Genomic DNA, 23,147 nt, shown 5'->3' with positions numbered 1-23,147 from the left:
GCCACTTCGCCCCCATCCTCACGGCATTGAGCCTGGGATGCGCCACCATCGCCATGGACACCGAGACGGACTGCATCCAGCGACACCCCGGTCTGCCGGAGGCATGCGGCCTCACCGCCGCTGAAGCCTCCGCCATCCTGGCCGCGGGCGTCGGCGCCACAAGCACGCACAGCAACTCCGACGCGGATGTGAACGATTACGTTGACGACCCGCGCCTACCCGCGTGGAAGAACAGGTGCATGCGAAACTGGAACGCCTGCGCGGACGGCCTGTTCTCCGGTCCTTGCACCGACTGTTTGCGACGGTGCGAAGGCCAACACGTATGGCCCTTCAATCCATGCCGCCCCGCGAAGCCGAAGCGATGAGGACCGAATGAACCCACCCGACTGGAGTCCGCTCCTCGACCTTGCACGGCATGTCCTTCGCGAGAATGCACCGCTGACCCTGAGTGATGACGTGCGCGCGCTCCTGCTTCAGACCGCCGCCGAAGTGGCCGTTTCCGACGCCGCATCAGCGCTCCAGACGGACGCCGGAGCCCTTGCGCTCCTGCGCGAGTGCGCCCGTCGCATCACCGACGGGTCCAATCGCCTGACAGACGCACTGCACCGGATGTGGAAGCTCCAGCGTCAGGGAGATTGGGACGGCGCGCGACAGGAAATGCGCGATGTGCTCGCCGTCGAGGTCGTACCCTTCTACCGCGACCTTGCGACGGAGCAGCTTGACGGCATGAACGAGGACCCGTGACGACCATGGAGCCGCGCCCGGCGGTCCTACTCCGATCCGTCATCGCCGGATCCCGCGAACGAAGCTCATGGAACGCCATTGAACTTCGTTCGCGGACCGGACTGAAGGGAATCAGAGGCTGTGGCTCAAGAGCCACGCGTAGACGTCATGGCCCGCCGAGCCGTCGTACGTGCGGCCCCAGGAGTCGTGCCCCACGCCGGGATAGAGCGTGAGCAGCAGCACCGCCGCCAGCTTGGCGTAGTGCTGCGCCGCGTACGCCCACGTCTGGAACGATCCCGCCGAGATGCCCGTCAGGTAGATGCGCTTCGGATCCACCCGGTAGTGCACCTTCGCGAACTCGATGATGGCGTCGATCTCCGGCACCTGGATGAACGCGTTGTGCCGCTGCGGCGCGTTCTGGAAGGGAGGCTTCACTCCAACAAGACAAACGAGGCACGAACCTGCTAAGCTTGGAAAACTAGGAATAGCAACAAAGTCGTAAATTTTCAGTGGAGGCTTTTCCAATGCAGTCCAAGCATTTCGCCGTCGTCGCTGGCGTGTCGCTGTTCGCCCTGGGGCTGAGCGCGCAGGCGGCGGAGATCTTCCGCAACACCGGAACACTCACGGGCTGGAACTCGCTCAACGTGGAGCACAACGGTTCGCTGAAGGAAGTGACCAACGTCGTCTACGAGGGCTCCACCGCCATCAAGGCCACGCAGGTCTACGACCCGAACTACACCGAGCGCTACCACTCGGAGGTCGTGAAGCACAACGTGTACCGCCGGGGCGACACGGGCTTCTATGGCTTCATGTTCCGGCTGCAGCAGGACTGGCAGTTCCAGCCTCAGTCCTTCAACATCGCCCAGTTCATCGCGAACTTCTCCGACACGGGCTGCGATGGCCACATGCCCACCACCATGGTGTGGCTGTCCGGCAACCAGCTCACGACCCGCGTGAAGTACGGCACCGTCTGCGACCAGAAGACCACCACCTTCCGCAACCTGGCCACCGTCACCGCCGGCGAGTGGCACAAGGTCGTCATGCAGGTGAAGTGGGCCAGCGACAACACCGGCTTCATCAAGCTGTGGTTCGACGGCGTGAAGGTCCTGGAGCAGTTCAACCTGGCCACCACCGTCGCGGATGACCGCTACCTCCAGTTCCGCGTCGGCCTCTACGCCAATGGCTGGCACGACAGCGGGTACATGCAGGGCACCCAAGGCACCCGCAGCATCTGGATTGACGAAATCGCCGCCGGCACGACGTTCGCCGACGCCGACCCTGCGCAGTGGTAGTCCCGGTGGGCGCGGCGAGGTCCTCCCCCCGCCGCGCCGCCAACCTCACGGCAGCTGTGACTGGAACGCGCCCCAGCGCTTGTGCACCCACTGCCGGATGTACTCGACCTCCTCCGCGTGGGTCTTGAAGTCCTGCCTCAGGTGCCAGTCCGGGAAGTTGCCGTACCCCGTGTCGTACTCCTCGTTCCCCGTGGGCGGCTTCGCGAAGTTCCGGTACTCCGCTGCCCACCGCGCCTCGTCGCGCTGCGCATTGGGCCCCAGCTCCTGCACGTAGCCGTCGATCATCGCCTGCACCGCGGCTTCGCTCACCTCGTTCTTCAAGGCCTGCCGGTAGCGCTCACGCATGGGCCCCGCGATGGTGGGCTCCGCCAGCATCCGCTTGAAGAGCAGGTTCTCCGACGCGTAGGTGGGCCGCGCCGTGGCGCTGGTGCGCGTGGTGTCGTAGTTCTGCCCGAAGCTCGCGTCCAGGTCCCACGGGATGTAGCGCCACGGGCCGCCGGCCTTCGGATCGTAAGCGTGATAGGCGTTCTTCGCCTGCGAGTCATTGCCCTGGATGAGCGTATTGAAGATCCACCAGTCCTCGTAGTCGCGCGCCTTCAGCTTCGTGCCGAACTCCTGGCGGAAGCCGTCCGCGCTGGAGTCCGCCACCCACGCGACGAAGGCGTGCAGCGTGTCGAAGGCGTGAGGCTGCTTGTCGTCCGGCGTGCCTTCGGCCTTCTCGAAGCCGACGTGGAGGTGCTCCTTCGTCTGCCCGCTGCGCGTCAGGCGGGAGAAGTTGGCGTCCGCGGTGTCGGCCTTGAAGAGGTCCGAGTCGTCGTCGATGCCGTTCCACTCCATCAGCCGCTTGTCCGCGTGGTCCGCCGCCGTGTAGAGCCCGCGGTACTTGTTGTTCGCGTACACCACCACGCTGAAGGTGCGGATGCGCACGGCGTTCGGGGACAGCCGGTGCCACAAGTCGAACGCCAGCCGCGAGCGCAGGTAGGAGTTATCATTGAACGTGGTGATGAGCACCACGCGCTTGCGGTCCTTGAAGCCGTCGCCGAAGACGGGCTCGGAGAACAGGTCGTCCTCCGCGAACTTGAACGTCATGCTGCGCTTGGGGAACACGCTGGACGTGGCCCCGCGGAACTTCGCCTCGATGGTGTAGCGGTGGCCCCGGTACACGACCTCCGCGGGCCGGTAGCCGCCGGACGTCAGGCCATCCTTCCCGTAGAACAGGTGCACCACGGGCAGCCCGTACTCCTCCGTGTAGGCCACGGGGTCGACGATGTCGGCCTTGCCTGGCGCGTTGTCGTTGTTGGCCACGCCCACCTTGAGCGTGCCCGTCTCGCCGGTGGTGCGCTCCTCCAGCGTGAGCATCCACACCGCGCCCTGGTTGAGCGCGGGTGTCCAGCGCAGCGTGGCGGTGGCCTCGTCGAACGTGGCGCCCGCGGGCAGGTTCTTCACCCCGAAGCGCAGCCCGGCCTCCTTGAGGCCCGTCGAGCACGTCACCTGCGCGGTGAAGGACTCGCCCTCCAGCACCCAGCGCGTGTCACCCGCGGTGGGCGCGCAGGCCCGCGGCGCCGTGCCCGCGTCCGGCGTCCCGGTGCCCGCGTCGGACTGCGAATCCGTTCCCGCGTCGGAGGAAGGCTGCGTGCCTCCATCCACCGTGCCCTCGTCGGACTGCGGGTGGGTGCCCGCGTCGGAGGCCGTGCCGGAGGGAATGCCGGTCGTGGGCGCCGAGGTGTCACCGCCGCCGCACGCCACCAGGGCGAAGCACGCCAGCCCCGCCAGTCCCCGCGTCCACCATCGCCTTGCTCGCACCGAGAATCATCCCCCTTGGGTCACGGCCCGCAGCAGACCGTGGAGGCAAGGGGTAGTCATCGTGCCGGAGTGCCGACACCCGCGCGTCAGGGCGATGTCGCACGCCCGACAGCGTCAACGTCAGTACGTCACGATCAGGCCAGCGTGCAGGCTGGAGTACGTCTCCTCGGCCGCTCCTCCGTTGTTCCAACCGGTGAGCGTACCGGGCCCGGAGAAACTGTCCTTGAAGTGCTCCAGGTGCCAGGCCACCTCGTAGCCGAACGGTCCCCAGATGTCCCCGGACACGCCCAGCTCCGCGCTCCAGCCGAAGCTGGACACGGACGTGCCGTAGTCGCGGACCTCCAGCGCCCGCCGGCCCCCGTCCGCGTCCGGCGAGTGCCCCGGCTTGGGCGACAGCAGGAGCCCGCCCGACGCGTCCAGCCGCACCGAGCTGAACAGCGGCACGGACAGGTCCACCGCCACGGACGGGAACACACGGTGCGTGCCGGTCAGCGGGTTGTCCGTGGACTGCTCCACGTCGAACGCGCGCGTCTGGATGCCGGCGCGCGCGCCCACGTAACCCTGCTGCGGCCGCGTCGTGCCGAAGCGGAAGTAGTAGCGGTACATCGCCTGCGCGGTGAAGGCCGTGTCCGTGGCGGACACCTCGCGCACCGGCGTCTGGCCGCCGTCCCCGGTGAGCGTCACGTCGGAACTGGAAAAACCCCGCTGAGCCCCCAGCTTGAACCCCAGCCCGCGCAGCACCGACGTGGTGTCGCGCGCCAGGGGCAGCACCTCCACCTCCAGCGCCAGCCCCAGGTACGGATACGACGACGTGAAGTCAGAGGTGTCCCCGAGCTGATCCTCCTCCGGCAGCCTGTCGTACGCGCCGCAGCTGTCCACACCGGGCCGCGCGCAGTAGCGCCGCCACGTCGCTGTCAGTGACAGGTTGAGCCGCACCCAGGTGGGCGCGCCCACCTCCAGCGCCGGCTCCGCCTTCGCCCTGCCCGACGGCCCGTTGCCCAGCCGCAGCGACAGCCACGCCGGGGACTCCCGGGTGCCATGGAAGGCCGGCGGCGTCAGGACATCGGAGGCCGCCGCGGCCGGAGCCGACAGGGCTCCGACGAGGGCCAGGGTCCGCGGCAGTCCCGAGAGGACCCTCGCGCTTCGGGTGGTCGTCATGCTCCGGGCAGGTTCACCCAGCGCCGGGGCGAAGTCCAGGCTCGGGGCTCAGGCGTTCATCACGTGACCCACGCTGGCCGCGGAGGACACTGGCGCGGGCTGCGGGGTGAGCGAAGGCGAGGAATCCTGGGACACCACGGGAGCGGGCTGGGCCTCCTGCGCACGCCCCAGGAAGTCGCGCCGGTAGATGCGCACCATGGCCATGAAGATGGACGCGATGAGCGGCCCCACCAGCAGGCCCATCATCCCGAACACCGCCAGTCCGCCGAACATGGACAGGAAGACGAGCAGCGGGTGCAGCGCCATGCGCGAGCCGCACAGCCGGGGGCGGATGACGTTGTCGATGCTGCCCACCAGGAACGTGCCCCACGCGAGCAGGAACACGCCCTCGCTCACCCGGTTCGCCGCGATGAGCACCACGCCGATGGGCCCCCACACGAGCGCGGTGCCACCCACGGGCACCAGCGCCACCAGCACCATGGCCGCGCCCCACACCCCGGCGTGCGGCACGCCCGCGATGAGCAGGCCCACGAAGCCCACCGCGCCCTGCACCAGCGCGGTGACGGTGTTGCCGTAGATGATGGCGTACGCGACGTCCGTGAACTCGTGGGAGAAGGCGTCGAAGTAGCGGCGCTCCAGGGGGATGAGCCGGGCCACCTCGTTCACCAGACGACGGCCGTCCAGGAAGAAGTAGTACATGGCGACCGTCATCAGGAACATGTTGACGAGCAGCTCCGTGCCGGCGCCCACCACGTCCGCGAGCAGCCCCGCGCCGCCCGACACCGCCGTCATCAGCAGGCGCTCCGTCTCCGAGCTCTCCGGATCGAAGTGCACGTAGCGGTCAAGGCCCCGGGGCAGGCTGTTGAGGAAGTGGTGGCGCAGGTCCACCTGATCCAACAGGTCCTGCGCCTGGCCCACGAACTGGAGCACCTCCCGGGCCACCATCCAGCCCACCAGCGCCAGCGGGGCCAGGATGAGCAGGAACACCGCGAGGGTGGACAGTCCGGCCGCCAGGGACTTGCGGCCCTGGAGCCGCCGGTCCAAGGAGTCCTGGATGGGCATGAACAGGACGACCAGGAAGCCGCCCAGCAGCACCGGCATCAGGAACGGCAGCAAGATGCGTGAAAAGAGAATCAGCGCGAGCGCGAACAGCCCCGCGAAGATGAAATTGGACCACCGCTTCGAATCGCCCGCCGTCACCGCCCCACCCCGTCCCCCAGAACGACTGCACGCAACGTAGGAATGGTTATTCCCACCAGGAAGTCCGCTCCTCCCTTCACCAAGAGGCCATCCATGACTTCTGGACGTTTCGTTCCCCTGGCAGCCGTCGCCACCGCGGTGGTGTCCAGCACCTTCCTGATGCTCGGTCCCGCTGGCTGCGACGAGAGCCAGAGCGTGGCCTGCTCCGACGACTGCCCCGCGGTGGAGGGCACGTATCCCCTGACGTTCCTGGGGGACGCGGGCCTGCCCAGCGAGTGCGTGAACCTGAACGTCCAGCCCCTGACGGACGGCGAGCTGCTGGCCATCCAGCGCACCGAGGGCGGCGTGCTCACGGGCACCCTGAACGGGGTGGCGCTGACGGGTCAGGTGTACGCGACGGGCGCACTGATCCTGACCGGCATGCCGCTGCCCAGCAACGACGGTGGGGTGAGCACCTTCCTCAGCATCACCGCGACCCACACCGGCGGACCCGAGGACGGCGGCATGGGCAGCAGCCTGTCCGGGAACTTCACCAGCCAGTTCTCGCGCATCCAGGGGACCAGCGCCCTCAGATGCAACCTGGCGCGCCCCTTCACGGCGACCCGGCAGTGAAGCCAGGGCCGCCGGGAGCGGCGCCAGGGAAGACGAACTACTTCTTCTTGCCTTCGGCGGCGGCGGCCTTGGCGGCTTCCTTCTGCTTCTTGATCCGCTTCTTCCAGTGCTGACGGATCTTCATCTGCACTCGGCGGTGCTTGCTCTTGCTGTTGGCCATGTGGGTGGCTCCTGGTCTCCGGAATGGAGCAAAGGGGGGCTTACCTATCAGAAGCCTACGGGCTCCCGGAAGAGGAACCCTCGGGGTCCCCCGGGTCGGGGGCCTGGGCTGCCTCCGGCGAGGGCCCGGGCCCCCCGTCCGGCGGGGGCTCGTTGGGGGCCGGACGGGTCGGGAAGGGAATGCCCTCCGCGCTGCGGACCCGGGTGGGCTGGGCGGCGCCCAGGGTCACGTCCCCCTCCCGGTCCTCGTCGGTGGGGCGCTCCTTGGAGGCCGGCACGCTCGTCTGGTGGGGGCGCTTCTTCACCGAGGCGAAGATGGGGCGGCAGGCGTCCACGAAGCGACGGACCTCGTCCAGGGGCAGCGCGGGCGAGTAGTTGTCGTTCACCCCCGTCATGGGCTCCGCCATGCACATGGCGTTGAGGATGGCCTCCTCCGTGGCCTCCATCACGGCCTCGTAGAGGGGGTCCAGACGCTGATCCAGGAGGATCTTCATCTTGTAGACCATCTTCTGGGTGCGCCTGGGGATGATGTTCGCGGTGGAGAAGCCCACCACGATTTCACCGGAGCCGTGCGCCGCGTAGCTGCCCACCCGGCCAATGCCCAGGCCCACGCGCTTGCAGAGGCGGTTGATCTGATGGCTGAGCAGCGGCGCGTCCGTGGCGACCACCGCGATGATGGAGCCGTAGGACTTGCCTCGGTGGGGGGTGTTCTTGAACTTCTCCACCAGCACTTCGCCCACGGGCAGGCCGCCCACGCGCAGGTTGTGCATCTTCCCGAAGTTGGACATGACGAGCACACCCAGCGTGTAGCCGCCCAGCACCTCCGGCAGCTTGCGCGACGACGTGCCGATGCCGCCCTTGAAGTCGCACGTCACCATGCCGGTGCCGCCGCCGACGTTGCCCTCCTGCACCGGGCCGGACTTCGCGTTGTTGATGGCGGCGAAGACGTGCTCCTGGCGCACGTGGCGGCCGGAGACGTCGTTGAGCCACGAGTCGTCGCACTCGCCCACCACGGGGATGATGACGTCGTGCTCGTCACCGATGCCCGGGTAGCGCTGGACGAGGTAGTTGGCCACGCCGTCGGACACGGCGCCCACGGCCATGGTGTTGGTGAGGAGGATGGGCGTTTCGATGAGGCCCCACTCCATGAGCTGCGTCATGCCGGAGACCTCGCCCGCGCCGTTGAGCACGAAGCCGCCCCCGCTCATGCGTTCCATGAAGATGTTGCCCAGGTTGGGCAGGATGGCCGTGACGCCCGTGCGCACCGGACCGTAGCCGGGCCGTAACGGCCCCGAGCCTTCGATGATGGTGGTGTGGCCCACCAGCACGCCTTCGACGTCGGTGATGGCGTTGTACTTCCCCGGCTTGAAGCGCCCCAGCGGAAGCCCCAGCTCCCGCGCCCGGACCCTTGGCCCATTCTCTTCCGGTATCCGCACCATGGCGCCGACCGTACCCGACAATCTCCGACGGTCAACCCTGCTTTCCCTACCAACTGTCGCGAAGGTTCAGCCGCGTGCGGGCGGCCTCAGCCCCTCGACGAGCAGCCGCGTCTGCACGCGGGCGAGCCCCTCCGCGGCCTCCTCGCCCTGCGGGGACTCACCGAGCTGCCGGTCCACGAACAGCGAGGCGAGCCCGTGCACGAGCGACCACGCGGTGAGCGTGAGGGGCCGCGACTCACCGGGGCGCAGGAGGCCCGCGGCCTGTCCGGCCTCGATGCTGCTCACCAGCAGCGTGAAGGCGCCATGCTCTCCTTCCGGCTCCGGGGGCGGTGACATGGGCCGGGTGAAGTGCGGGCCGAACATCACCCGGAAGTGCGGCGGGTGGCGCACCGCGAACAGCACGTAGGCCTCACCCGCCGCGTACAGCCGCTCCAGAGGGCCGGTGTGCGGGGCCATGCGCTCACGCATCTCGCGCGCCATGGCGCGGAAGCCCTCGTGCGCCACCGCCTCCAGCAGCGCTTCCTTGTCCGCGAAGTGCCGGTATGGCGCCGCGTGGGTGACGCCCGCCCGCCGGGCCACCTCGCGCAGGGACAGCGCGCCGAAGCCCTCCTCGGCGATGAGCGCCACCGCCGCGTCCACCAGCGCCTGGCGCAGGTCTCCGTGGTGGTAGCGGCCCTTGTCCTCGGGTGCCTCCGCCGCCTGCTTCCGCTTGCCCTTCGTCGCCACCGTCCGTGCCTCCTCACGCGCCCACTGTCGCCTGCGCGACTTGACCATCCACCGCGCGAAGTTACCAGCGTCAACATCCATGTTGACGGCGGCAACATGCGATGTTTACAGTGTCTACAAGATGGACGGCGCGGAGTTCTCTCGCGCCCTACGTTGCACTGGAAAGGGAGCCGTCATGACGACCGCGATGAAGCAGACGATGTCCTCCTCCGCGCCGGGCTGGCTGCGGGCGTTCCGCACGCTCCCCCGCCAGCACGGCTTCGAACCGCTTCGCGTGGAGGGCCAGGTGCCGGAGGGGCTGCGGGGCTCGCTGTACCGGGTGGGGCCGTGGACGTTCGACGTGCATGGCCGGCCGTACCAGCACTGGTTCGACGGGGACGGCGGGATGCTGGGCGTGCGCTTCGGGGCGGACGGGGTGACGGGGGCGTCGCGGCTGCTGGACACGCCCACCATGGTGGCGGAGCGCAAGGCGTCCTCACAGCGCTACGGCGCGTACGGCACGCCCACGCCGCTGCTCCACAAGCTGCGCGACGTGCGCAAGAACTCCGCGAACACGTCGGTGATGGCGTGGAACGGCAAGCTGTACGCCCTCTTCGAGGGAAGCGTGCCGGTGGAGGTGTCCCCGGAGGACCTGTCCACGCTGGGCGAGACGGATTTCGATGGCACGGTGGTGGAGACGTTCTCCGCGCACCCGCACCGCGTGCCGTCACGCAAGGCGTCCTACAACTTCGGCATCCGCTACGGCCGGGAGACGCTGGCGGACCTCTACGCGCTGCCGGACGGCGGCAAGGCCCAGCGGCTGGGCACGGTGAAGCTGCCGGGCGCGACGATGGTGCACGACTTCATCGCCACGGACCGCTACCTCGTCTTCTTCCTGTCACCGCTGCGCTTGAACCTCTTCCGCGCGCTGCTGCGGGTGGGTTCGTACTCGGAGAACCTGAGGTGGCGGCCGGAGGCGGGCGCGGACGTGCTGGTGGTGCCCATCGACGACGTGGCGCACCCGGTGCGCATCACCACGGACGCCTTCTACCTGTGGCACTTCGGCAACGCGTACGAAGAGGGCGACACGCTGGTGGTGGACTACGTGCGCTACCCCGACTTCACGACGAACCAGTGGCTGGGTGAGCTGGTGCGAGGCACCACGTCCCTGGACGCGAAGGGCATGCTGCACCGGGCGGTGGTGGACCTGAAGGCACGCACCTTCCGCACCGAACAGCGCGCGGACATCAGCTGCGAGTTCCCCCGCGTGGCCCCCGGCGTCGTGGGCCGCTCGCACGAGACGCTCTACCTGGGCGTGCACCTCAGCGATGAAGCCCGGCGCGGCCTCTTCGACGGCGTGGCGCGCGTGGACATGACCACGGGGCGCATGACGAAGGTCTCCCTGGGCGAGGGCACCTACCCCTCCGAGCCCGTGTTCGTCCCCCGCCCCGGCGGAAGCGCCGAGGACGACGGCTGGGTGCTGACGCAGGTGTTCGACGCGAAGACGGACACGTCCCACGTCGCCGTGCTGGACGCGCGCCACCTGGAGGACGGACCCGTGGCGCGCTGCCACTTCGATCACGCCCTGCCGCCCACGTTCCACGGCGGCTTCGCGCCCGCGAAGTGACACTGAATCCAGCTTTCTCCGCTTTTCGTACCATTTCAGCTTAAATGGTTGGAAGCGGAGAAACGGAGGCAGGTCATGAAACGGCTGTTGGCGGTGGCAGGACTGGTGGTGCTTGCGCTCACCGGGTGTCAGCCCGAGGCGCAGACGGATCCGAACCTGGCGGAGCAGGCCCAGGGCGCGACGAACGTGCCCGGGCTCTACGCCGTCTTCAACCAGCCGGACAACACGGGCACGCGGGACTACCGCATCAAGGACGAGCTTGCCCGGCTCATCCAGAACAGCCCCAAGGGCTCATACATCCGCATCGCCATGTTCCTGTGGACGACGGACCACCTGAACGCGGACATCAAGGCGGCGCTGTGCCGGGGCGTCATCGTGCGGCTGGTGGTGGACGAGCAGAATGGCGGCGCCGCTTCGGAGTTCGCCTCCGGCGGCGTCATCCATGACTTGAGCAGCTACGTGCCCCCGGCGGCGACGTGCCCGGACGGCTTGAGGCTGGAGCTCACGCGGTGCAACGGCACGGGCGCGGGCAGTGCGTGCATCGCGGGCTTCGACCGCGAGGGCACCATCATGCACGACAAGATCTTCACCTTCTCCACCACCACGGATCCGCAGGGCAACCGCATCCAGCGCGTGGTGGTGCAGGGCTCCTGGAACAACACCTACTCCCAGAACAACTACTGGAACGACATGGTCGTCAGCTACGAGGACTGGGACTGGTACGACTATTGGGTCGGCTACCACAACGACCTGCGCGGCGGCTCGAAGACGACGGACTACTACAACCCCACCACGGGCCAGGGTTACTACAACTCCCCCAACGCGCCGTGGACCGCCTACTTCTTCCCGCGCGAGGGCAATGACAACGAGCTGTCCAGCGACACCGTGACGAACAACTTCACGGACTACATCAAGACCTTCGTCTCCGGCTGCACGCTGGACGTGAACCAGAACCACATCAACGACAGCCGCGTCATCGTGGCCACGGAGCTGGTGCGCATTGGCAAGCTGGGCTGCCGGGTGCGCGTGCTCTACACGGACATGGACGCGGGCATCAAAACGAAGCTCACCGGCGCGAAGAACATCACCCTGCGCCAGCTCTACGACGTCTCCGCCAACAACGTGAAGACGAGCGACGGCACGCCACGCGAGGTGCTCACGCACAGCAAGCACTTCGTCTACTCGGGGAACTTCAACGGGACGGTGCGCAAGATGGTGCTGACGGGCTCGCACAACCTGTCCAAGAACTCGCTGCGCTACAACGACGAGAACCTGGTGAAGTACTACTCGGACGCGCTGTGGCAGGCGTACCACGACAACTTCGAGAAGGGCTGGGCCCAGGCCCTCAACGACGGCTGAAATGAAACGGGGACGGCGCCTTTCGGGCACCGTCCCCTTCCCTGCCCCGCTTCAGCGGACGCTCAGGACTTGAGCTCCGGACGCGGCGGAGGCGTCGGCTCCTGCGGTGAGGCCGAGGCCGAGGCGGTCGCGGTGGCCCGCGCGTTCTGCTCCTCAATCCGCTGCACGACCTTGTTGAGCGGCGGCGCGTGGGCACCGGCCGGGTGCTCCGTCTGGGCCCGGCGTGCCTCGCGCTCCTTGTAGCGGCGGATCGCGGGCGCCATGATCTCACCAATCAGCGTCCGGTAGTCCATGCCGGCACCCGCCGCGATGAGCACCAGGTCGCTCCAGCCGGGCGTGAGGCCGGGCAGCGGGTTGCACTCGATGAAGTAGATGCGCCCCTTGTCATCCATGCGGAAGTCGATGCGCGCCACGTCGCGGCACCCCAGCGCCATGAACGAGTTGCGCGCCGCCGTGCGCAGCTTCTCCAGCAGCGCGGGTTCGATCTTCGCGGGCGCGTCGTAGCGGATGCGGTCCGTCCAATCCAGCTTGTGCTGGAAGCTGTAGACCGGGTTCTTCTCCGCCTTGTCCAGGAAGACGATCTCCATGGGCGGCAGCACGCGCGGGCGACGCTCGCCCAGCAGTCCCACCGTGAACTCGCGGCCGCCGATGTACTCTTCAATCAGCGCGGGCTGCTGGTACTTGCCGGCGATCTCCTTCACCACGTCGCGCAGCTCCGCTTCGGAGTAGCAGACGCTCTTGGTGACGACGCCCTTGGAGCTGCCCTCCGCCACCGGCTTCACGATGAGCGGGAAGGAGGTGAACTCCTTGTTGAGGCGCTCCTTGCCCGTGACCATCAGCTGGAAGTTGGGCGTGAGGATGCCCGCCTGACGGACGATCTTCTTCGCCAGCGCCTTGTCCAGCGCGAGCGACAGCGTCGCCGGATCCGAGCCCGTGTACGGGATGTCCAGGAGCTCCAGCATCGCCGGCACCTGGCTCTCGCGGTTGCGGCCCTTGAAGCCCTCCGCGATGTTGAAGACGATGTCCAACGGCGTGCTGGAGAGCACCGTGGGCAGCTCCGCCGTGGCCTCCAGGTCGATGACCTCGTGGCCCCAGGAGGCAATCGCCTCACGGATGGCCTGGAGGGTGTTGGGCGAGTCGTACTCCGCCTCGCTGTCCTCCTGCACCGTCTCCGCCGTGGCGCTGGGCTTCACGCGCTTCACGTTGAAGCTGAAGCCCACGCGCAGCGGCCCGGACTTGCGCGCGGGCCTGCCCTGGCGGCTCTTGTTATCGCGGATCTTGTGACGCTTGCCCGCGCTCTGGATGATGGAGTTGATGACCCCGTCCAGGTGCAGCCCTTCCAGCTCCGCCGCGGCGTAGATGCCCGCGCCTGGCTCCAGGCTGGGCAGCGCGTTGATCTCCAGGAAGTACGGCACGCCCGCGTCGGACACGCGGAAGTCCAGCCGGCCCAGGTCGCGGCAGTCCAGCACCTGGAGGATCTTCTGCGCCATGGTGCGGACGTCCTCGGACATCTTCGCCGGGATGTTCGCGGGCGCGCGCACGGACACGGACTTCTCCCGGCGCGTCTTCAGCTCGTAGTCGTAGATGGCGTACTTGCGGCCCTGGGACGCCTCCGGGTCGATGACGTACTCCACCGGCGCGAGCACGCCGTCGTAGTCGTTGTCCACCGCGGCCAGGAACGGCACCGTGAGGTCGCGCCCGCTGATGTACTCCTCCACCAGCACGCCCGCCGGGTACTTCTCCAGCGCCTTCGCCACCTTCTCGCGCACCTGCTCCAGCGTCTCCGCGACGGAGTCCTGGGTGATGCCCTTGGAGGAGCCCTCGAAGTTGGGCTTCACGATGACGGGGAAGCGCAGGTTCTCCGGCTGCAGCTCGCTGAGCTTCTCCACGTACTGCCAGCCCGGCGTGCGGATGCCGTGCTTGGAGAGGATGAGCTTGGTGAGCTGCTTGTCCAACGTGAGCGCCAGCGCGTACGCGTCCGAGCCCGTGTACGCGAAGCCCAGCTCGTCGAAGAGCGCCGGGTAGAAGGCCTCACGGAAGCGGCCGCGGCGGCCCTCCGCCGTGTTGAAGATGAGGTCCGGGCTGTACGCCTCCAGGCGGGCGACGGTGCGCGACGCGGGGCCGCTCACCTCGAAGCGCTCCAGGCGGTGGCCCAGCCGCTCGATGGCTCCCGCCAGCGTGTTCACCGTCTCCTGCGTGTCGAACTCCGCCTCTTCTTCCGAGTCCGAAAGCCGCAGGTTGTAGGTCAGCGCGATGCGCATGGCTTACCCCGTCTCCCTTTCCTGAACGCCTTGCCGCGGCGCACTTTCGCCGCGGACATCAACCGTCCGGGAGCGCGCGTGGCGCCCACCGGCGTGCGGGCTGCAACCGTCGCGCCCGCGACAACCTTCCCGTCCACCACCTGCGTCTGCGCCCAGGTGTCCCCCAGCCGCAGGCCCAGCGGGTCGCGCAGCACGCGCCACGCCTCCACGCCGCCAATCACCACGAAGCCCGCCAGGGCGGCCACCACGCCATGCGGCGCGGGCATCATCCCCAGCAGCACCACCAGCGCGAGCGGCGCGTTGCGAAGCGTGCTGTCACGGTGCCGCGCGGCCGATCGCGTGGGCAGGTGCATCACCTTCACGCCGCAAATGCGCTTGCCCACGCTCTGCCCCTGGAGCATCCCGTCCGCGAGCAGCAGGAACAGCAGCGCCACCACCGCGCCCGCCGCGCCGCACACCACGTACAGGCCCCAGGCCACCGCGCAGTCGATGATCCGAGCGCCCAGCCGCAGGAGCAGCGACGCCTTCGGGTACGGTGAATCCGGCCCCGCGTCCTCCTGCACCAGCCGCAGCACGCGGCCCGCGCTCCGGCCTTCCGCCATGAGACTGCGTTCGGGGGAGGTGCTCACTCCTCGGGCTCCAGCGTGAGCCCTTCTTCCGTGGGCTCCGGCTCGTCCAGCCCCGCCAGCTTCGCCAGCCGCTCGTGCGCGGACAGCGGGTGGACGAAGGGCACCACTGTCTGCGCGTGCTCCCCGGCCGCTTCCGCCGCGAGCCGGGCCGTGGGGCTGCCCGTTTCAGACATGCGCAGGAGCTTCTGCCGCGCGTCGTCCTCGTCGTGCCGCGCGGCCTCGCCCTCGCGGGTGAAGAAGATGAAGGCCATGGCCGGGCGCTTGGAGGACTCGCGCATCGCGAACTGCACGCCGTCCAGGTTCCAGCCCTTGGCCGTCCACTCGTTCAAGGTGCGCTCCAGCGCTCCCTCGTCCACCGTGGACAGCTCCACCACTTTGTACTGCAACGGCCCCGGCTCACGGATGACGGGAGCGCGGCCCTTCCCGGGGCGCTGGCCCGATCTGGAGCGCGGCGACTGGCTCTTACGGGCCTTGGACGTCGCGCCACGTCTGGGCGGAGGCTTCTCGGTTCTGCGTCCGGGCCGCTTCTTCTGGGTGGGCATCGTTGTGGGGAGCATTTGGGCGCAAGCGGCGGAAGCGATCAAGCCTTCCGCCGAACACGCGCGCCCGGGTGTCGCCTACAGGAGCTTGGCCGCTTCCAGGGCGTGGTAGGTGATGACCAGGTCGGCGCCCGCGCGCTTGATGGATGTGAGGACCTCCAACATCACGCGCTCGTAGTCCACCCAGCCGTTCTGCCCGGCGGCCTTGAGCATCGCGTACTCGCCGGAGACGTTGTACGCGGCGAGCGGCAGGTCGAAGTTCTCCCGCAGCGCGCGGATGACGTCCAGGTACGACAGCGCCGGCTTCACCATGATGAAGTCCGCGCCTTCGTCCACGTCCAGCGCCGTCTCGCGGATGGCCTCGCGCACGTTGCCGGGGTCCATCTGGTAGCCGCGGCGGTCGCCGAACTGCGGCGTGCTCTGCGCGGCTTCACGGAACGGGCCGTAGAAGCCGGAGGCGTACTTCGCCGAGTACGCCATGATGGGTGTGTCCTGGTGCTTCACCTCATCCAGCGCCTTGCGGATGGCGCCGATGCGGCCGTCCATCATGTCCGACGGCGCGATGATGTCCGCGCCCGCCTGCGCGCAGGTGACGGCCATCTGGGCCAGCAAGGGCAGCGTGGCGTCGTTGGCCACGTGGTTGCCGTCCAGCACGCCGCAGTGGCCGTGGTCGGTGTACTCGCACAGGCACACGTCCGCGATGACCTGGAGGTCCGGCTCCGCGGCCTTGATCTCCCGGATGGCGCGCTGGACGATGCCGTCCGTCGCGTACGCCTGGGTGCCGCGCGCGTCCTTGTGGTCCGGGATGCCGAAGAGGATGACGGACGGCACGCCCAGCGACTTCGCGAGCTTCGCCTCCTTCACCGCGTGCTCCAGTGAGAAGTTGAAGACGCCCGGCATGGAGGAGATGGGACGGCGCACGTCCCGGCCCTCCACGACGAACAGCGGATAGATGAAGTCCGTGGGCGAGAGGCGCGTCTCTCTCACCATGTCACGGAGCGCCGCCGAGCGGCGCAGCCTGCGGGGACGGTGGACGGGGTGGGCCATGGGTCGCCGGTATAAACCGCCGGGCCCCGCGCTTCACCCCTTCCGCGTCCTGAATCCGCCTGCTCAGCCGGCGACGGGGCGCCAGGTCAGCTGCTGGCGGCGGGAATCGCGAGCCATGCGGTCGGCCCGCCGCCCGGCCAGGTCCGCCTCGTACAGCGCCCGGGCGTAGCGCACCCGGGCCGCCTCGGTCCCGGTGTTCAGCTCCCGCTCGGCGGCCTCCAGCTCACGGCGCGCGTCCTGAAGCTGCTGCTCGGTCCCGTTTGCCCACGTCATGCCCATCTCTCCAGTGTGGTGTGTCCGCGAGGGTTGGCGTTCATCTCCCGCGGGTCGCTGACAGGCATTGCAGGGTCTGGACCAGGGGTACCGTTGGAACCCCCAGGAGTGCAACGCCCGGGAAAGACGAGGTGTCGCGTCGCGCCACACGCGCTCCGGGTGCGCAAGGCTTTTCCCAGCGGCGCGAACGAGGGAACGCGGAGGGAAACCCGCATGCAGGGCCGCCCGTCCCTCCCCTTGGATCCATGCGGGTGCAATCATCGCCCCGCCGGGTCGTCTACAGTCGTAACCGTGACGACTCCTCCTCCCGCCCTCGAAGTGCAGGGCCTGCGAAAAACGTATCGCCGAGCGTTCGGACGTGGCGGCCATGAAGCCCTCCGGGGCATGGACCTCCACGTCCCGGCGGGCAGCGCGTTCGGGCTGATTGGCCCCAACGGCGCCGGCAAGACGACCTTCATCAAGAGCGTGCTCGGCATCGTGCGGCCCACCGCGGGCACGGTACGCGTGCTGGGCGGGTCGCCGGAGGATCCCGCCATCCGCGCGCGCATCGGCTACCTGCCGGAGCGGCTGCACCTGCCCGGCACGTGGAAGTCGCCCGCGTTCCTGGCCACCGTGGCGCGGCTCAAGGGATTGAAGCCGGATGCGAATGCGCACGCGCGGCTCCTGGAGCGCGTGGGACTTTCGGACGCAATGGACCGGCGCATCGGCGGCTACTCCAAGGGCATGCGGCAGCGGCTGGGGCTGGCGGCGGCGCTGTTGGGAGACCCGGCGCTGCTCGTGCTGGATGAGCCCACGGACGGCATCGACCCCATGGGCCGGCTGGAGGTGCGCCGCATCCTCCAGGAGGAGGTCCAGAAGGGCGTGACGCTGTTCCTCAACTCGCACCTGCTGGCGGAGACGGAGCGCGTGTGCGACCGCGTGGCAATCCTCGCGGACGGGCGCGTGCTGCGCGAAGGGCGGCTGGAGGAGCTGACGAAGGCCGGGGCCCGCTGGCGCGTGCGCTTCGCGCCCGGCGCGGACCGGGCTGCGCTGGAGGCGGCGGGCTTCATGGCCGTGGCGGATCCAGCGCGGGGTGGAAGGACTGGCGCGGCGGTCGCCGGTGACGCGCGGGCGGACGTAGCGTCCGCGAGCGGTGGGCGGGAGGACGGTGTGTATTCGGTGGACGCGGCGGACGTGGCGGTGCTCAACGCGGCGCTGGACCGGGCGCGGGCCTCGGGTGCGATGCTGATGGAGCTCAAGCGCGAGGGCGCGGACCTGGAGGCGGTGCTCGTGGGCGCCGTGGGCGGGCCGGGGGTGGCGGCATGAAGAGCCCTGTCTTCGTCATCGCCGGCTACGTGCTGCGCGAGGCGGCGTCGCGCAAGTTCATCATGGCCTTCATGGTGGGGCTCACGCTGGTGCTGGCCACCGTGGCGCTCAGCCTCAAGCTGGAGGTCGTGGACGGAGCGCTCGCGGCGACGCGCCTGTTCGGCGAGGTGATGCGCTCCAACATCATGTCCGTGGACGTGGCGCTCCGGCCCATGTACCGCGCGGCGGCGTACCTGGTGTTCTACGGCGGCATCCTCTTCGGCATCGTCGCGTGCTCGGACTTCGCGCCGGGGCTCCTGTCGCCCGGCCGCATCGAGCACCTGCTCGCCCTCCCCTTGCAGCGCTGGCACCTGTTGGCCGGCACGTTCCTGGGGGTGATGACGCTGGCCCTGGGCGGTACGGTGTACGCCGCGGGCGGGCTGACGCTCATATTCGGGGTGAAGACGGGGTACTGGACGGTGGGGCCGCTCATCGCCGGGGGCTTGGCGTGCGTGGGGTTCGCGGCGGTGTACGCGGTGATGCTCACCACGGCGACGCTGGTGCGCAGCGCGGCGCTGTGCTCGGCGGCGGGCTTCGTGCTGCTGGTGGGCGGCATCCTCGCGGGCTTCCGCGCGGACGTGTCGCGCTACCTGGAGTCGGGCTTCGGGCGCACGGCGTTCGACGCGGTGACGCTGGTGCTGCCCCGGCTGTCCGCGCTGGCGTCGCGCGCGGCGGACCTGGCCAGCTCCACGCCGCTGGAGAAGGGTTCTCTGGGCATGCTGCTGGGCGGCGTGCTGGTGTTCGGATTGGGGGCCCTCTCCGTGGGCTTCTGGCACTTCGAAGGAAAGGACTGCTGAACCATGGATTCGCGCGGGCGCAGGAGGGTGTGGCTGGTGGGGGCGCTGCTGTTGTTCGCCGGAGGCGCGGTCCTGATGTTCACGGGCCAGGGCGACAAGCCGGCCGCGGAAGCTCCGGACGTGGACTTCCCCCGGCGCATGCGGGGCACGGACCTGGAGCGCGCGGAGAAGCGGCGCACGTGGGTGATGCCCGCGGTGGTGGACGCGGGCGTGGCCGCGCCGGCGAAGCCGAGGGATCCGCTGCTCGCGGCGCTGCCCCGCGGACCGGGCCGCACGGCGGTGGTCATCGAGGCGAACGCGCTCCGCTACTCGCCCGTGGGCGAGCTGCTCATGGACTGCCTCTTGCGCGACGGCGGCAAGAACCTGGAGCAGTTCAAGGCGCTGAGCGGCGTGGATCCGCTCCAGGACCTGGACCGGCTGGTCGTCACCGACGAGGGCGTCATCCTCTCCGGCGACTTCAGCAAGGCGAAGTACCAGGAGCTGCTGGGCGAGCGCGTGTCCTCTGACTACGGCTCAGGCGCGCGCGTGTACGAGCCGGGGGACACGACCTTCGCCCTGTCTGACGGCGGCACGCAGCGCGGGCGCATGGACACCTCGGTGGGCACCTGGAACAACCAGATGCTGGTGTTCGGCAAGTCGCCGGACTCCGTGAAGACGGTGCTCGACCGCATGGACGGGCGCGGCCAGGAGGAAGGGCCGCCGCTGCTGGATGAGAACAGCACCTACGGTGAAATGTACGGCGTGCTGGCGGTGGAGACCCTGGCGAAGCTGCTGGGGCCGGACCAGGCGGAGCTCGCGAAGCGGCTGACGGACGTGGCCCAGAACGTGGAGCTGCACCTGGACACCAGCGGCGACGTGGCCATGGTGGCCAACGTGACGGGCCTGGACGCGGAGAAGATGGCGGACCTGGGCAAGTCCCTGGGCGGCGCGCTGTCCATGGCGCGCATGAAGGCGCAGGCGGACGGCAAGGACGACCTGGCGCAGCTCCTGGACTTCGCGAAGGTCCGGCCGGACGGCTCGTCCTTCAAGCTGGAGCTGGCCGTGCCGCTGGCCACCCTCCAGGAGCAGCTCTCCTGGTGCCGCCAGGAGCGCCAGGCCGCTGAGAGCGCGAAGCCGGCGCCGTAGCGCTCAGGGCGCCGGGCGCACGCTCTTCGCCTTCGCCTGGGGACGCTGCGGGCGCCAACCCAGGACGACGCGGCCATACGGAGCGGGCCCCATGTCCAGCCCGCGGACGTTCAGGCTGTCGCGCTGGCGGTCCAGCAGCGCGTAGTCGTTGATCAGCGACAGGCCCACCGATGAGCTCAGCCACAGGTCACGGCCCAGGTGGACGTTCACGGTGGGCCCCACGCGGACCTGGGTCTCGCGCAGGTAGCTGGCGTTCAGCGCCCGGAGCTCTGGATCGAACCGGGTTCGGAGCACCTGCATGTCCAGCGCCCCCACCAGCCCCAGCTCCACCGTGTCGCCCAGCTTGCGCAGCAGCGTGAGCCGGGGCAGGCCCACCTCCAGGACGTACGGGCCCCGGTTGTAGGTGAGGCTCAGCATGGGCACCACCGGCAGCATGTCGAACGGCCACAGCGCGACCACTCCGAAGGTCACCCCGAGCCCCGGCGTGTCCTCGAACTGGTAGCTGGCCATCGCGAAGGCCACCCACGACGTGTCCAGCGCCAGGTCGAAGGAGGACCGGAAGTCCGTGCGGGTGCTGCCCATCACGCCGCCGACCACCAGCCAGCGCGGTGCCACGGGCCTGACGACCGTGAGCCCCAACTGGATGCGGTGGAACTGCCGATCCACAGCGTCATCGCCCACGGTGGGCACATCCGCGCCCATCCACCGCGTCTCATACCCCACCGACGGCAGCAGGTACGTGCGCCCCAGGACGAGCGGCGGCAGCGGCACGCGCAGTTCCAGGGTCCGCCGCTCCTTGATGCGGGCGCCTCCCGCTTCCAGCGAGCCGCCACCCGAGAGGCCGTAGCTCAGATAGAGCCGGTCCGCCTGCGTCTGGGCCAGCACGCGGGGACCCATGAGCAGCACCAGCGCCACGACCCAGCCGCTCAAGCCAGCTGCCATCCGGGCCCGGATTCGCCATTGCACGGCGCGACGGAAGTCCACGCGCATCACACCCTGCCTTCACGAGACGGGGCGGCCGGTCCCCAGCCCCGAAGCCGGGAAGTCTACCCTGCCCCGCCATACTCAGGGTGATACGAAAGACGTGTGGGTGTGTCAGCCCACCATGGCGTTGACCTCTTCCGTGAAGGCCGCTTCCTCGTCCGCGTGGACCACGAGCGGCGGCAGCACGGTGAGGTCCGCCCGGCCGCCCTTCACCGCGTGGAGCAGCACCAGCTTCGCGGGCCGGTCCGCGCGCGGATGCACCATGCGCACCGTGCGCGGCTCCAGTTGCAGCGTGCGCAGCACGGACACCAGCTCGCTGAAGCGGGACGCCGGATACACCATGCACATCGCGCCTCGGGGCACGAGCAGGTACGCAGCGGCGCGCACCACGTCCGGCAGCTCACAGGCAATCTCATGCCGCGCGAGCGCCTTCTCCCGGGACAGGTTGCTCTGACCCGCGGTGCGCGCTCGGTACGGCGGATTGCACAGCACGTGGCCGAAGCTGCTCGCGGGGAACGTCTCCGCCACGTGCCGCAGGTCGCCCTGCACCAGCGTCACCGCGCCCTCGCAGCGGTTCAGGTACACGTTGCGCTCGGCCAGGAAGAACAGTCCCGGCTGCAGCTCCAGCGCGGTGATGTCCGTTCGCCCAAACCGGCGGGCCAGCACCAGCGGGATGATGCCGCACCCGGTCCCCAGGTCGAGCAGCCGCCCCCGGTGCGCCCCCGCCTCGAACACCGCGAAGTGCGCCAGCAGCACGGGGTCCAACGTGAAGCGGTAGCCCAGCCGGCGCTGGAGCACCTGCACCACGCCGCCGCAGATGGCGTCGAGCGTCTCCCCCGGCCCGGGCTCCAACCGCAGCCGCACCCGATGGGGCCAGTCCTGCGTGGTGCCGGTCAGCGCACGCACGCGGGGCCGTCAGGCTTCGGGATCCAGGAAGAGCAACCCCGCGGGCACACGCGGCTCCACGCGCAGGGTGCGCGGCGGCAGCGTGGCCTGGGCCTCCATCACCGCCCTCACCTCCCACACCGGCGGAGGGTTGAGCGCGAAGCCCGCCTGGAACGTGCCGGCCTCCACGCCCGCCACCAGCGACTCCAGGCCGTGCACCGGGAACACCTGCGGATGCCCGGACGCCTCCGGCTCCTGGATGCCCAGCACCGTGCGCAGCACCAGCGCGTTGAGCAGCGCCAGGTCCAGGCTGCGCAGCGTGGGGTTTCGAGGCGCGCCCTTCAGGTGCGCCAGGTCCAGCCCCTGACGGAAGCGCAGGATGCGGCCCCGCCCTCCCGGCAGCACCAGCAGCACGGCGTGCTGTCCGGGCACCAGCGTGGCCAGCCGCTCGCGCGCGGCGGAGAGCCCCTGCGGCGTGGTGAGCGGCGCGTCCAGCTCCGTCACACGCGCGTACGCGGCCACCAGGGTGAGGAAGGTGTCTTCCTTGAACGTCTCCACGCCCTTCAGGGCACGGTGGATGGGGCACAGCTCCAGGCCCGGCTCGGACAGCGGCACCACCGCGGCCAATGTCTGGCCCTGCTCGCTCAGGGCCGCCAGGGGCCGCATGGGGGCCTCGTCCAGCACCGCCTGCAGGCGCTTGGACACTGGGGACGGTTCGATGCGCAGGAGCGACACCGGGCTGCCGTCGTACTGCCCCTTCCAGACGGAGATGCCGCGCTCGGCCGCTTCCGCCAACAGGGCGCGGAGGGCGCCGTGGTCATCCGCCACCAGCGTGACGGCGGGCTCCACCTCCCACGCGCGAGGCCGGTACGGGTCCTGCTCCAGCGACGGCACCGCGTCCGGCGTCAGCGCGCACAGCAGGTAGCGCACGGGAGGGCCGGAGAAGCGACCCGCCGAGCCGTGCAACTCCACCACGTAGAGGGCGGGACGTGCGTCCTTCAACAGCCCGCCCGAGTCGCGCAGCCGGCGCAGCTCGGCGCTCGGGTTCGCGGCCTCCAGCAGGGGCCGCACGTGCGTGGGCAGCGGGGCCGCGTTTCCGCGAGGAGGACCGTCCCCGGGCTCCAGCGAGGAGTCCAGCGACGTCAGGAGGGCCGAGAACGGGAGGACGCGCGCCATACCGGGGAAA

Annotated in this window: 23 protein-coding genes; 8 read left to right on the top strand and 15 right to left on the bottom strand. The window is 69.4% G+C overall.

The genetic code is table 11. The features are described 5' to 3' along the window. The first annotated feature begins 372 nt into the window (after window positions 1-372). Window positions 373-744: a DUSAM domain-containing protein gene (locus D7X30_RS11820; protein ID WP_120562989.1), complete on the top strand. Its 372-nt coding sequence runs from the start codon at window positions 373-375 to the stop codon at window positions 742-744. A 111-nt stretch (window positions 745-855) separates the two neighbouring features. Here the strand turns inward: D7X30_RS11820 and D7X30_RS11815 are convergent, their stop codons facing one another. Next, window positions 856-1,158, bottom strand: a complete 303-nt coding sequence (locus tag D7X30_RS11815) for a hypothetical protein (RefSeq protein ID WP_199724247.1) — start codon at window positions 1,156-1,158, stop codon at window positions 856-858. An 89-nt stretch (window positions 1,159-1,247) separates the two neighbouring features. On the opposite strand from D7X30_RS11815, the gene D7X30_RS11810 reads away from it, so the two are divergent. Beyond that, on the top strand, window positions 1,248-2,015 hold the full coding sequence (locus tag D7X30_RS11810; protein WP_120562988.1) for a polysaccharide lyase: 768 nt from the start codon (window positions 1,248-1,250) through the stop codon (window positions 2,013-2,015). Between the two features lie 45 nt (window positions 2,016-2,060). Here D7X30_RS11810 and D7X30_RS11805 read toward each other — a convergent pair whose 3' ends face one another. From D7X30_RS11805 to D7X30_RS11795, 3 genes are all read right to left on the bottom strand, one after another. Beyond that, window positions 2,061-3,818 (bottom strand): CotH kinase family protein, encoded by a 1,758-nt coding sequence (locus D7X30_RS11805; protein ID WP_120562987.1) that lies wholly within the window; start codon window positions 3,816-3,818, stop codon window positions 2,061-2,063. Window positions 3,819-3,938: 120 nt separating this feature from the next. Next, window positions 3,939-4,976 (bottom strand): hypothetical protein, encoded by a 1,038-nt coding sequence (locus tag D7X30_RS11800; RefSeq protein ID WP_120562986.1) that lies wholly within the window; start codon window positions 4,974-4,976, stop codon window positions 3,939-3,941. A 48-nt stretch (window positions 4,977-5,024) separates the two neighbouring features. Then, a complete protein-coding gene (locus tag D7X30_RS11795) occupies window positions 5,025-6,176 on the bottom strand; it encodes an AI-2E family transporter (protein ID WP_120562985.1) in 1,152 nt (383 codons plus the stop codon). Between the two features lie 93 nt (window positions 6,177-6,269). Here D7X30_RS11795 and D7X30_RS11790 point away from each other — a divergent pair, with 93 nt between their 5' ends. Then, entirely contained in the window at window positions 6,270-6,788 is a 519-nt protein-coding gene (locus D7X30_RS11790) for a hypothetical protein (RefSeq protein WP_120562984.1), read from the top strand. Window positions 6,789-6,825: 37 nt separating this feature from the next. On the opposite strand, the gene D7X30_RS11785 is transcribed toward D7X30_RS11790, so the two are convergent. The 3 genes from D7X30_RS11785 to D7X30_RS11775 all read right to left on the bottom strand — a co-directional run bounded on the left by D7X30_RS11785 (window position 6,826) and on the right by D7X30_RS11775 (window position 9,112). Further along, window positions 6,826-6,948, bottom strand: a complete 123-nt coding sequence (locus D7X30_RS11785; RefSeq protein WP_014396669.1) for a hypothetical protein — start codon at window positions 6,946-6,948, stop codon at window positions 6,826-6,828. A gap of 55 nt (window positions 6,949-7,003) precedes the next feature. Then, on the bottom strand, window positions 7,004-8,386 hold the full coding sequence (locus D7X30_RS11780; protein WP_120562983.1) for a P1 family peptidase: 1,383 nt from the start codon (window positions 8,384-8,386) through the stop codon (window positions 7,004-7,006). A gap of 66 nt (window positions 8,387-8,452) precedes the next feature. Further along, window positions 8,453-9,112, bottom strand: a complete 660-nt coding sequence (locus D7X30_RS11775) for a TetR/AcrR family transcriptional regulator (RefSeq protein WP_120562982.1) — start codon at window positions 9,110-9,112, stop codon at window positions 8,453-8,455. 175 nt (window positions 9,113-9,287) lie between these two features. Between D7X30_RS11775 and D7X30_RS11770 the strand changes: the two genes are divergently transcribed. Beyond that, window positions 9,288-10,718, top strand: coding sequence for a carotenoid oxygenase family protein (locus D7X30_RS11770; RefSeq protein ID WP_120562981.1), 1,431 nt, complete (start codon window positions 9,288-9,290; stop codon window positions 10,716-10,718). 75 nt (window positions 10,719-10,793) lie between these two features. Continuing rightward, window positions 10,794-12,077 (top strand): phosphatidylserine/phosphatidylglycerophosphate/cardiolipin synthase family protein, encoded by a 1,284-nt coding sequence (locus D7X30_RS11765; protein ID WP_120562980.1) that lies wholly within the window; start codon window positions 10,794-10,796, stop codon window positions 12,075-12,077. Window positions 12,078-12,139: 62 nt separating this feature from the next. Here D7X30_RS11765 and D7X30_RS11760 read toward each other — a convergent pair whose 3' ends face one another. From D7X30_RS11760 to D7X30_RS11740, 5 genes are all read right to left on the bottom strand, one after another. Continuing rightward, on the bottom strand, window positions 12,140-14,338 hold the full coding sequence (locus D7X30_RS11760; RefSeq protein ID WP_120562979.1) for an ATP-grasp domain-containing protein: 2,199 nt from the start codon (window positions 14,336-14,338) through the stop codon (window positions 12,140-12,142). Continuing rightward, complete coding sequence (locus D7X30_RS11755; protein WP_120562978.1) at window positions 14,323-14,940, bottom strand: RDD family protein; 618 nt, start codon at window positions 14,938-14,940, stop codon at window positions 14,323-14,325. The genes D7X30_RS11760 and D7X30_RS11755 overlap by 16 nt, the downstream gene beginning before the upstream one ends. A 23-nt stretch (window positions 14,941-14,963) precedes the next feature. Continuing rightward, window positions 14,964-15,353: a hypothetical protein gene (locus D7X30_RS11750; protein ID WP_233591523.1), complete on the bottom strand. Its 390-nt coding sequence runs from the start codon at window positions 15,351-15,353 to the stop codon at window positions 14,964-14,966. Between the two features lie 231 nt (window positions 15,354-15,584). After that, window positions 15,585-16,553 carry a porphobilinogen synthase gene (hemB, locus tag D7X30_RS11745; protein ID WP_120562977.1) on the bottom strand — a complete coding sequence of 323 codons (969 nt, stop codon included), beginning with the start codon at window positions 16,551-16,553 and terminating at the stop codon, window positions 15,585-15,587. A gap of 63 nt (window positions 16,554-16,616) precedes the next feature. After that, a complete protein-coding gene (locus D7X30_RS11740) occupies window positions 16,617-16,826 on the bottom strand; it encodes a hypothetical protein (RefSeq protein ID WP_120563278.1) in 210 nt (69 codons plus the stop codon). Between the two features lie 384 nt (window positions 16,827-17,210). Between D7X30_RS11740 and D7X30_RS11735 the strand changes: the two genes are divergently transcribed. Genes D7X30_RS11735 through D7X30_RS11725 form a run of 3 tightly spaced genes read left to right on the top strand, consistent with a single transcriptional unit; the run spans window position 17,211 to window position 20,092 of the window. Continuing rightward, window positions 17,211-18,131, top strand: coding sequence for an ABC transporter ATP-binding protein (locus D7X30_RS11735; protein ID WP_233591522.1), 921 nt, complete (start codon window positions 17,211-17,213; stop codon window positions 18,129-18,131). Further along, complete coding sequence (locus D7X30_RS11730; RefSeq protein ID WP_120562976.1) at window positions 18,128-18,967, top strand: hypothetical protein; 840 nt, start codon at window positions 18,128-18,130, stop codon at window positions 18,965-18,967. The genes D7X30_RS11735 and D7X30_RS11730 overlap by 4 nt, the downstream gene beginning before the upstream one ends. A 3-nt stretch (window positions 18,968-18,970) precedes the next feature. After that, window positions 18,971-20,092, top strand: a complete 1,122-nt coding sequence (locus D7X30_RS11725; RefSeq protein WP_120562975.1) for a hypothetical protein — start codon at window positions 18,971-18,973, stop codon at window positions 20,090-20,092. A 3-nt stretch (window positions 20,093-20,095) separates the two neighbouring features. Here the strand turns inward: D7X30_RS11725 and D7X30_RS11720 are convergent, their stop codons facing one another. From D7X30_RS11720 to D7X30_RS11710, 3 genes are all read right to left on the bottom strand, one after another. Next, entirely contained in the window at window positions 20,096-21,022 is a 927-nt protein-coding gene (locus tag D7X30_RS11720) for a DUF6268 family outer membrane beta-barrel protein (RefSeq protein ID WP_233591521.1), read from the bottom strand. 165 nt (window positions 21,023-21,187) lie between these two features. After that, entirely contained in the window at window positions 21,188-21,982 is a 795-nt protein-coding gene (locus tag D7X30_RS11715) for a tRNA1(Val) (adenine(37)-N6)-methyltransferase (RefSeq protein WP_120562973.1), read from the bottom strand. A gap of 9 nt (window positions 21,983-21,991) precedes the next feature. Beyond that, window positions 21,992-23,137, bottom strand: a complete 1,146-nt coding sequence (locus tag D7X30_RS11710; RefSeq protein ID WP_120562972.1) for a DUF1015 family protein — start codon at window positions 23,135-23,137, stop codon at window positions 21,992-21,994. Window positions 23,138-23,147: the final 10 nt, after the last annotated feature.

Source organism: Corallococcus sp. AB011P, assembly GCF_003611605.1.
In the GTDB taxonomy this organism is placed as follows: Bacteria; Myxococcota; Myxococcia; order Myxococcales; family Myxococcaceae; genus Corallococcus; species Corallococcus coralloides.
This window is presented reverse-complemented; position numbering and strand designations above follow the sequence as displayed.

What these genes read in the sequence shown, in the direction of transcription:
- D7X30_RS11820 (WP_120562989.1), top strand. Translation starts at nt 373, where the DNA reads ATGAACCCACCCGACTGGAGTCCGCTCCTCGACCTTGCACGGCATGTC.
- D7X30_RS11810 (WP_120562988.1), top strand. Translation starts at nt 1,248, where the DNA reads ATGCAGTCCAAGCATTTCGCCGTCGTCGCTGGCGTGTCGCTGTTCGCC.
- D7X30_RS11800 (WP_120562986.1), bottom strand. Translation starts at nt 4,976, where the DNA reads ATGACGACCACCCGAAGCGCGAGGGTCCTCTCGGGACTGCCGCGGACC.
- D7X30_RS11790 (WP_120562984.1), top strand. Translation starts at nt 6,270, where the DNA reads ATGACTTCTGGACGTTTCGTTCCCCTGGCAGCCGTCGCCACCGCGGTG.
- D7X30_RS11785 (WP_014396669.1), bottom strand. Translation starts at nt 6,948, where the DNA reads ATGGCCAACAGCAAGAGCAAGCACCGCCGAGTGCAGATGAAGATCCGT.
- D7X30_RS11780 (WP_120562983.1), bottom strand. Translation starts at nt 8,386, where the DNA reads ATGGTGCGGATACCGGAAGAGAATGGGCCAAGGGTCCGGGCGCGGGAG.
- D7X30_RS11770 (WP_120562981.1), top strand. Translation starts at nt 9,288, where the DNA reads ATGACGACCGCGATGAAGCAGACGATGTCCTCCTCCGCGCCGGGCTGG.
- D7X30_RS11765 (WP_120562980.1), top strand. Translation starts at nt 10,794, where the DNA reads ATGAAACGGCTGTTGGCGGTGGCAGGACTGGTGGTGCTTGCGCTCACC.
- D7X30_RS11760 (WP_120562979.1), bottom strand. Translation starts at nt 14,338, where the DNA reads ATGCGCATCGCGCTGACCTACAACCTGCGGCTTTCGGACTCGGAAGAA.
- D7X30_RS11755 (WP_120562978.1), bottom strand. Translation starts at nt 14,940, where the DNA reads ATGGCGGAAGGCCGGAGCGCGGGCCGCGTGCTGCGGCTGGTGCAGGAG.
- hemB (WP_120562977.1), bottom strand. Translation starts at nt 16,553, where the DNA reads ATGGCCCACCCCGTCCACCGTCCCCGCAGGCTGCGCCGCTCGGCGGCG.
- D7X30_RS11740 (WP_120563278.1), bottom strand. Translation starts at nt 16,826, where the DNA reads ATGACGTGGGCAAACGGGACCGAGCAGCAGCTTCAGGACGCGCGCCGT.
- D7X30_RS11735 (WP_233591522.1), top strand. Translation starts at nt 17,211, where the DNA reads ATGGACCTCCACGTCCCGGCGGGCAGCGCGTTCGGGCTGATTGGCCCC.
- D7X30_RS11730 (WP_120562976.1), top strand. Translation starts at nt 18,128, where the DNA reads ATGAAGAGCCCTGTCTTCGTCATCGCCGGCTACGTGCTGCGCGAGGCG.
- D7X30_RS11725 (WP_120562975.1), top strand. Translation starts at nt 18,971, where the DNA reads ATGGATTCGCGCGGGCGCAGGAGGGTGTGGCTGGTGGGGGCGCTGCTG.
- D7X30_RS11710 (WP_120562972.1), bottom strand. Translation starts at nt 23,137, where the DNA reads ATGGCGCGCGTCCTCCCGTTCTCGGCCCTCCTGACGTCGCTGGACTCC.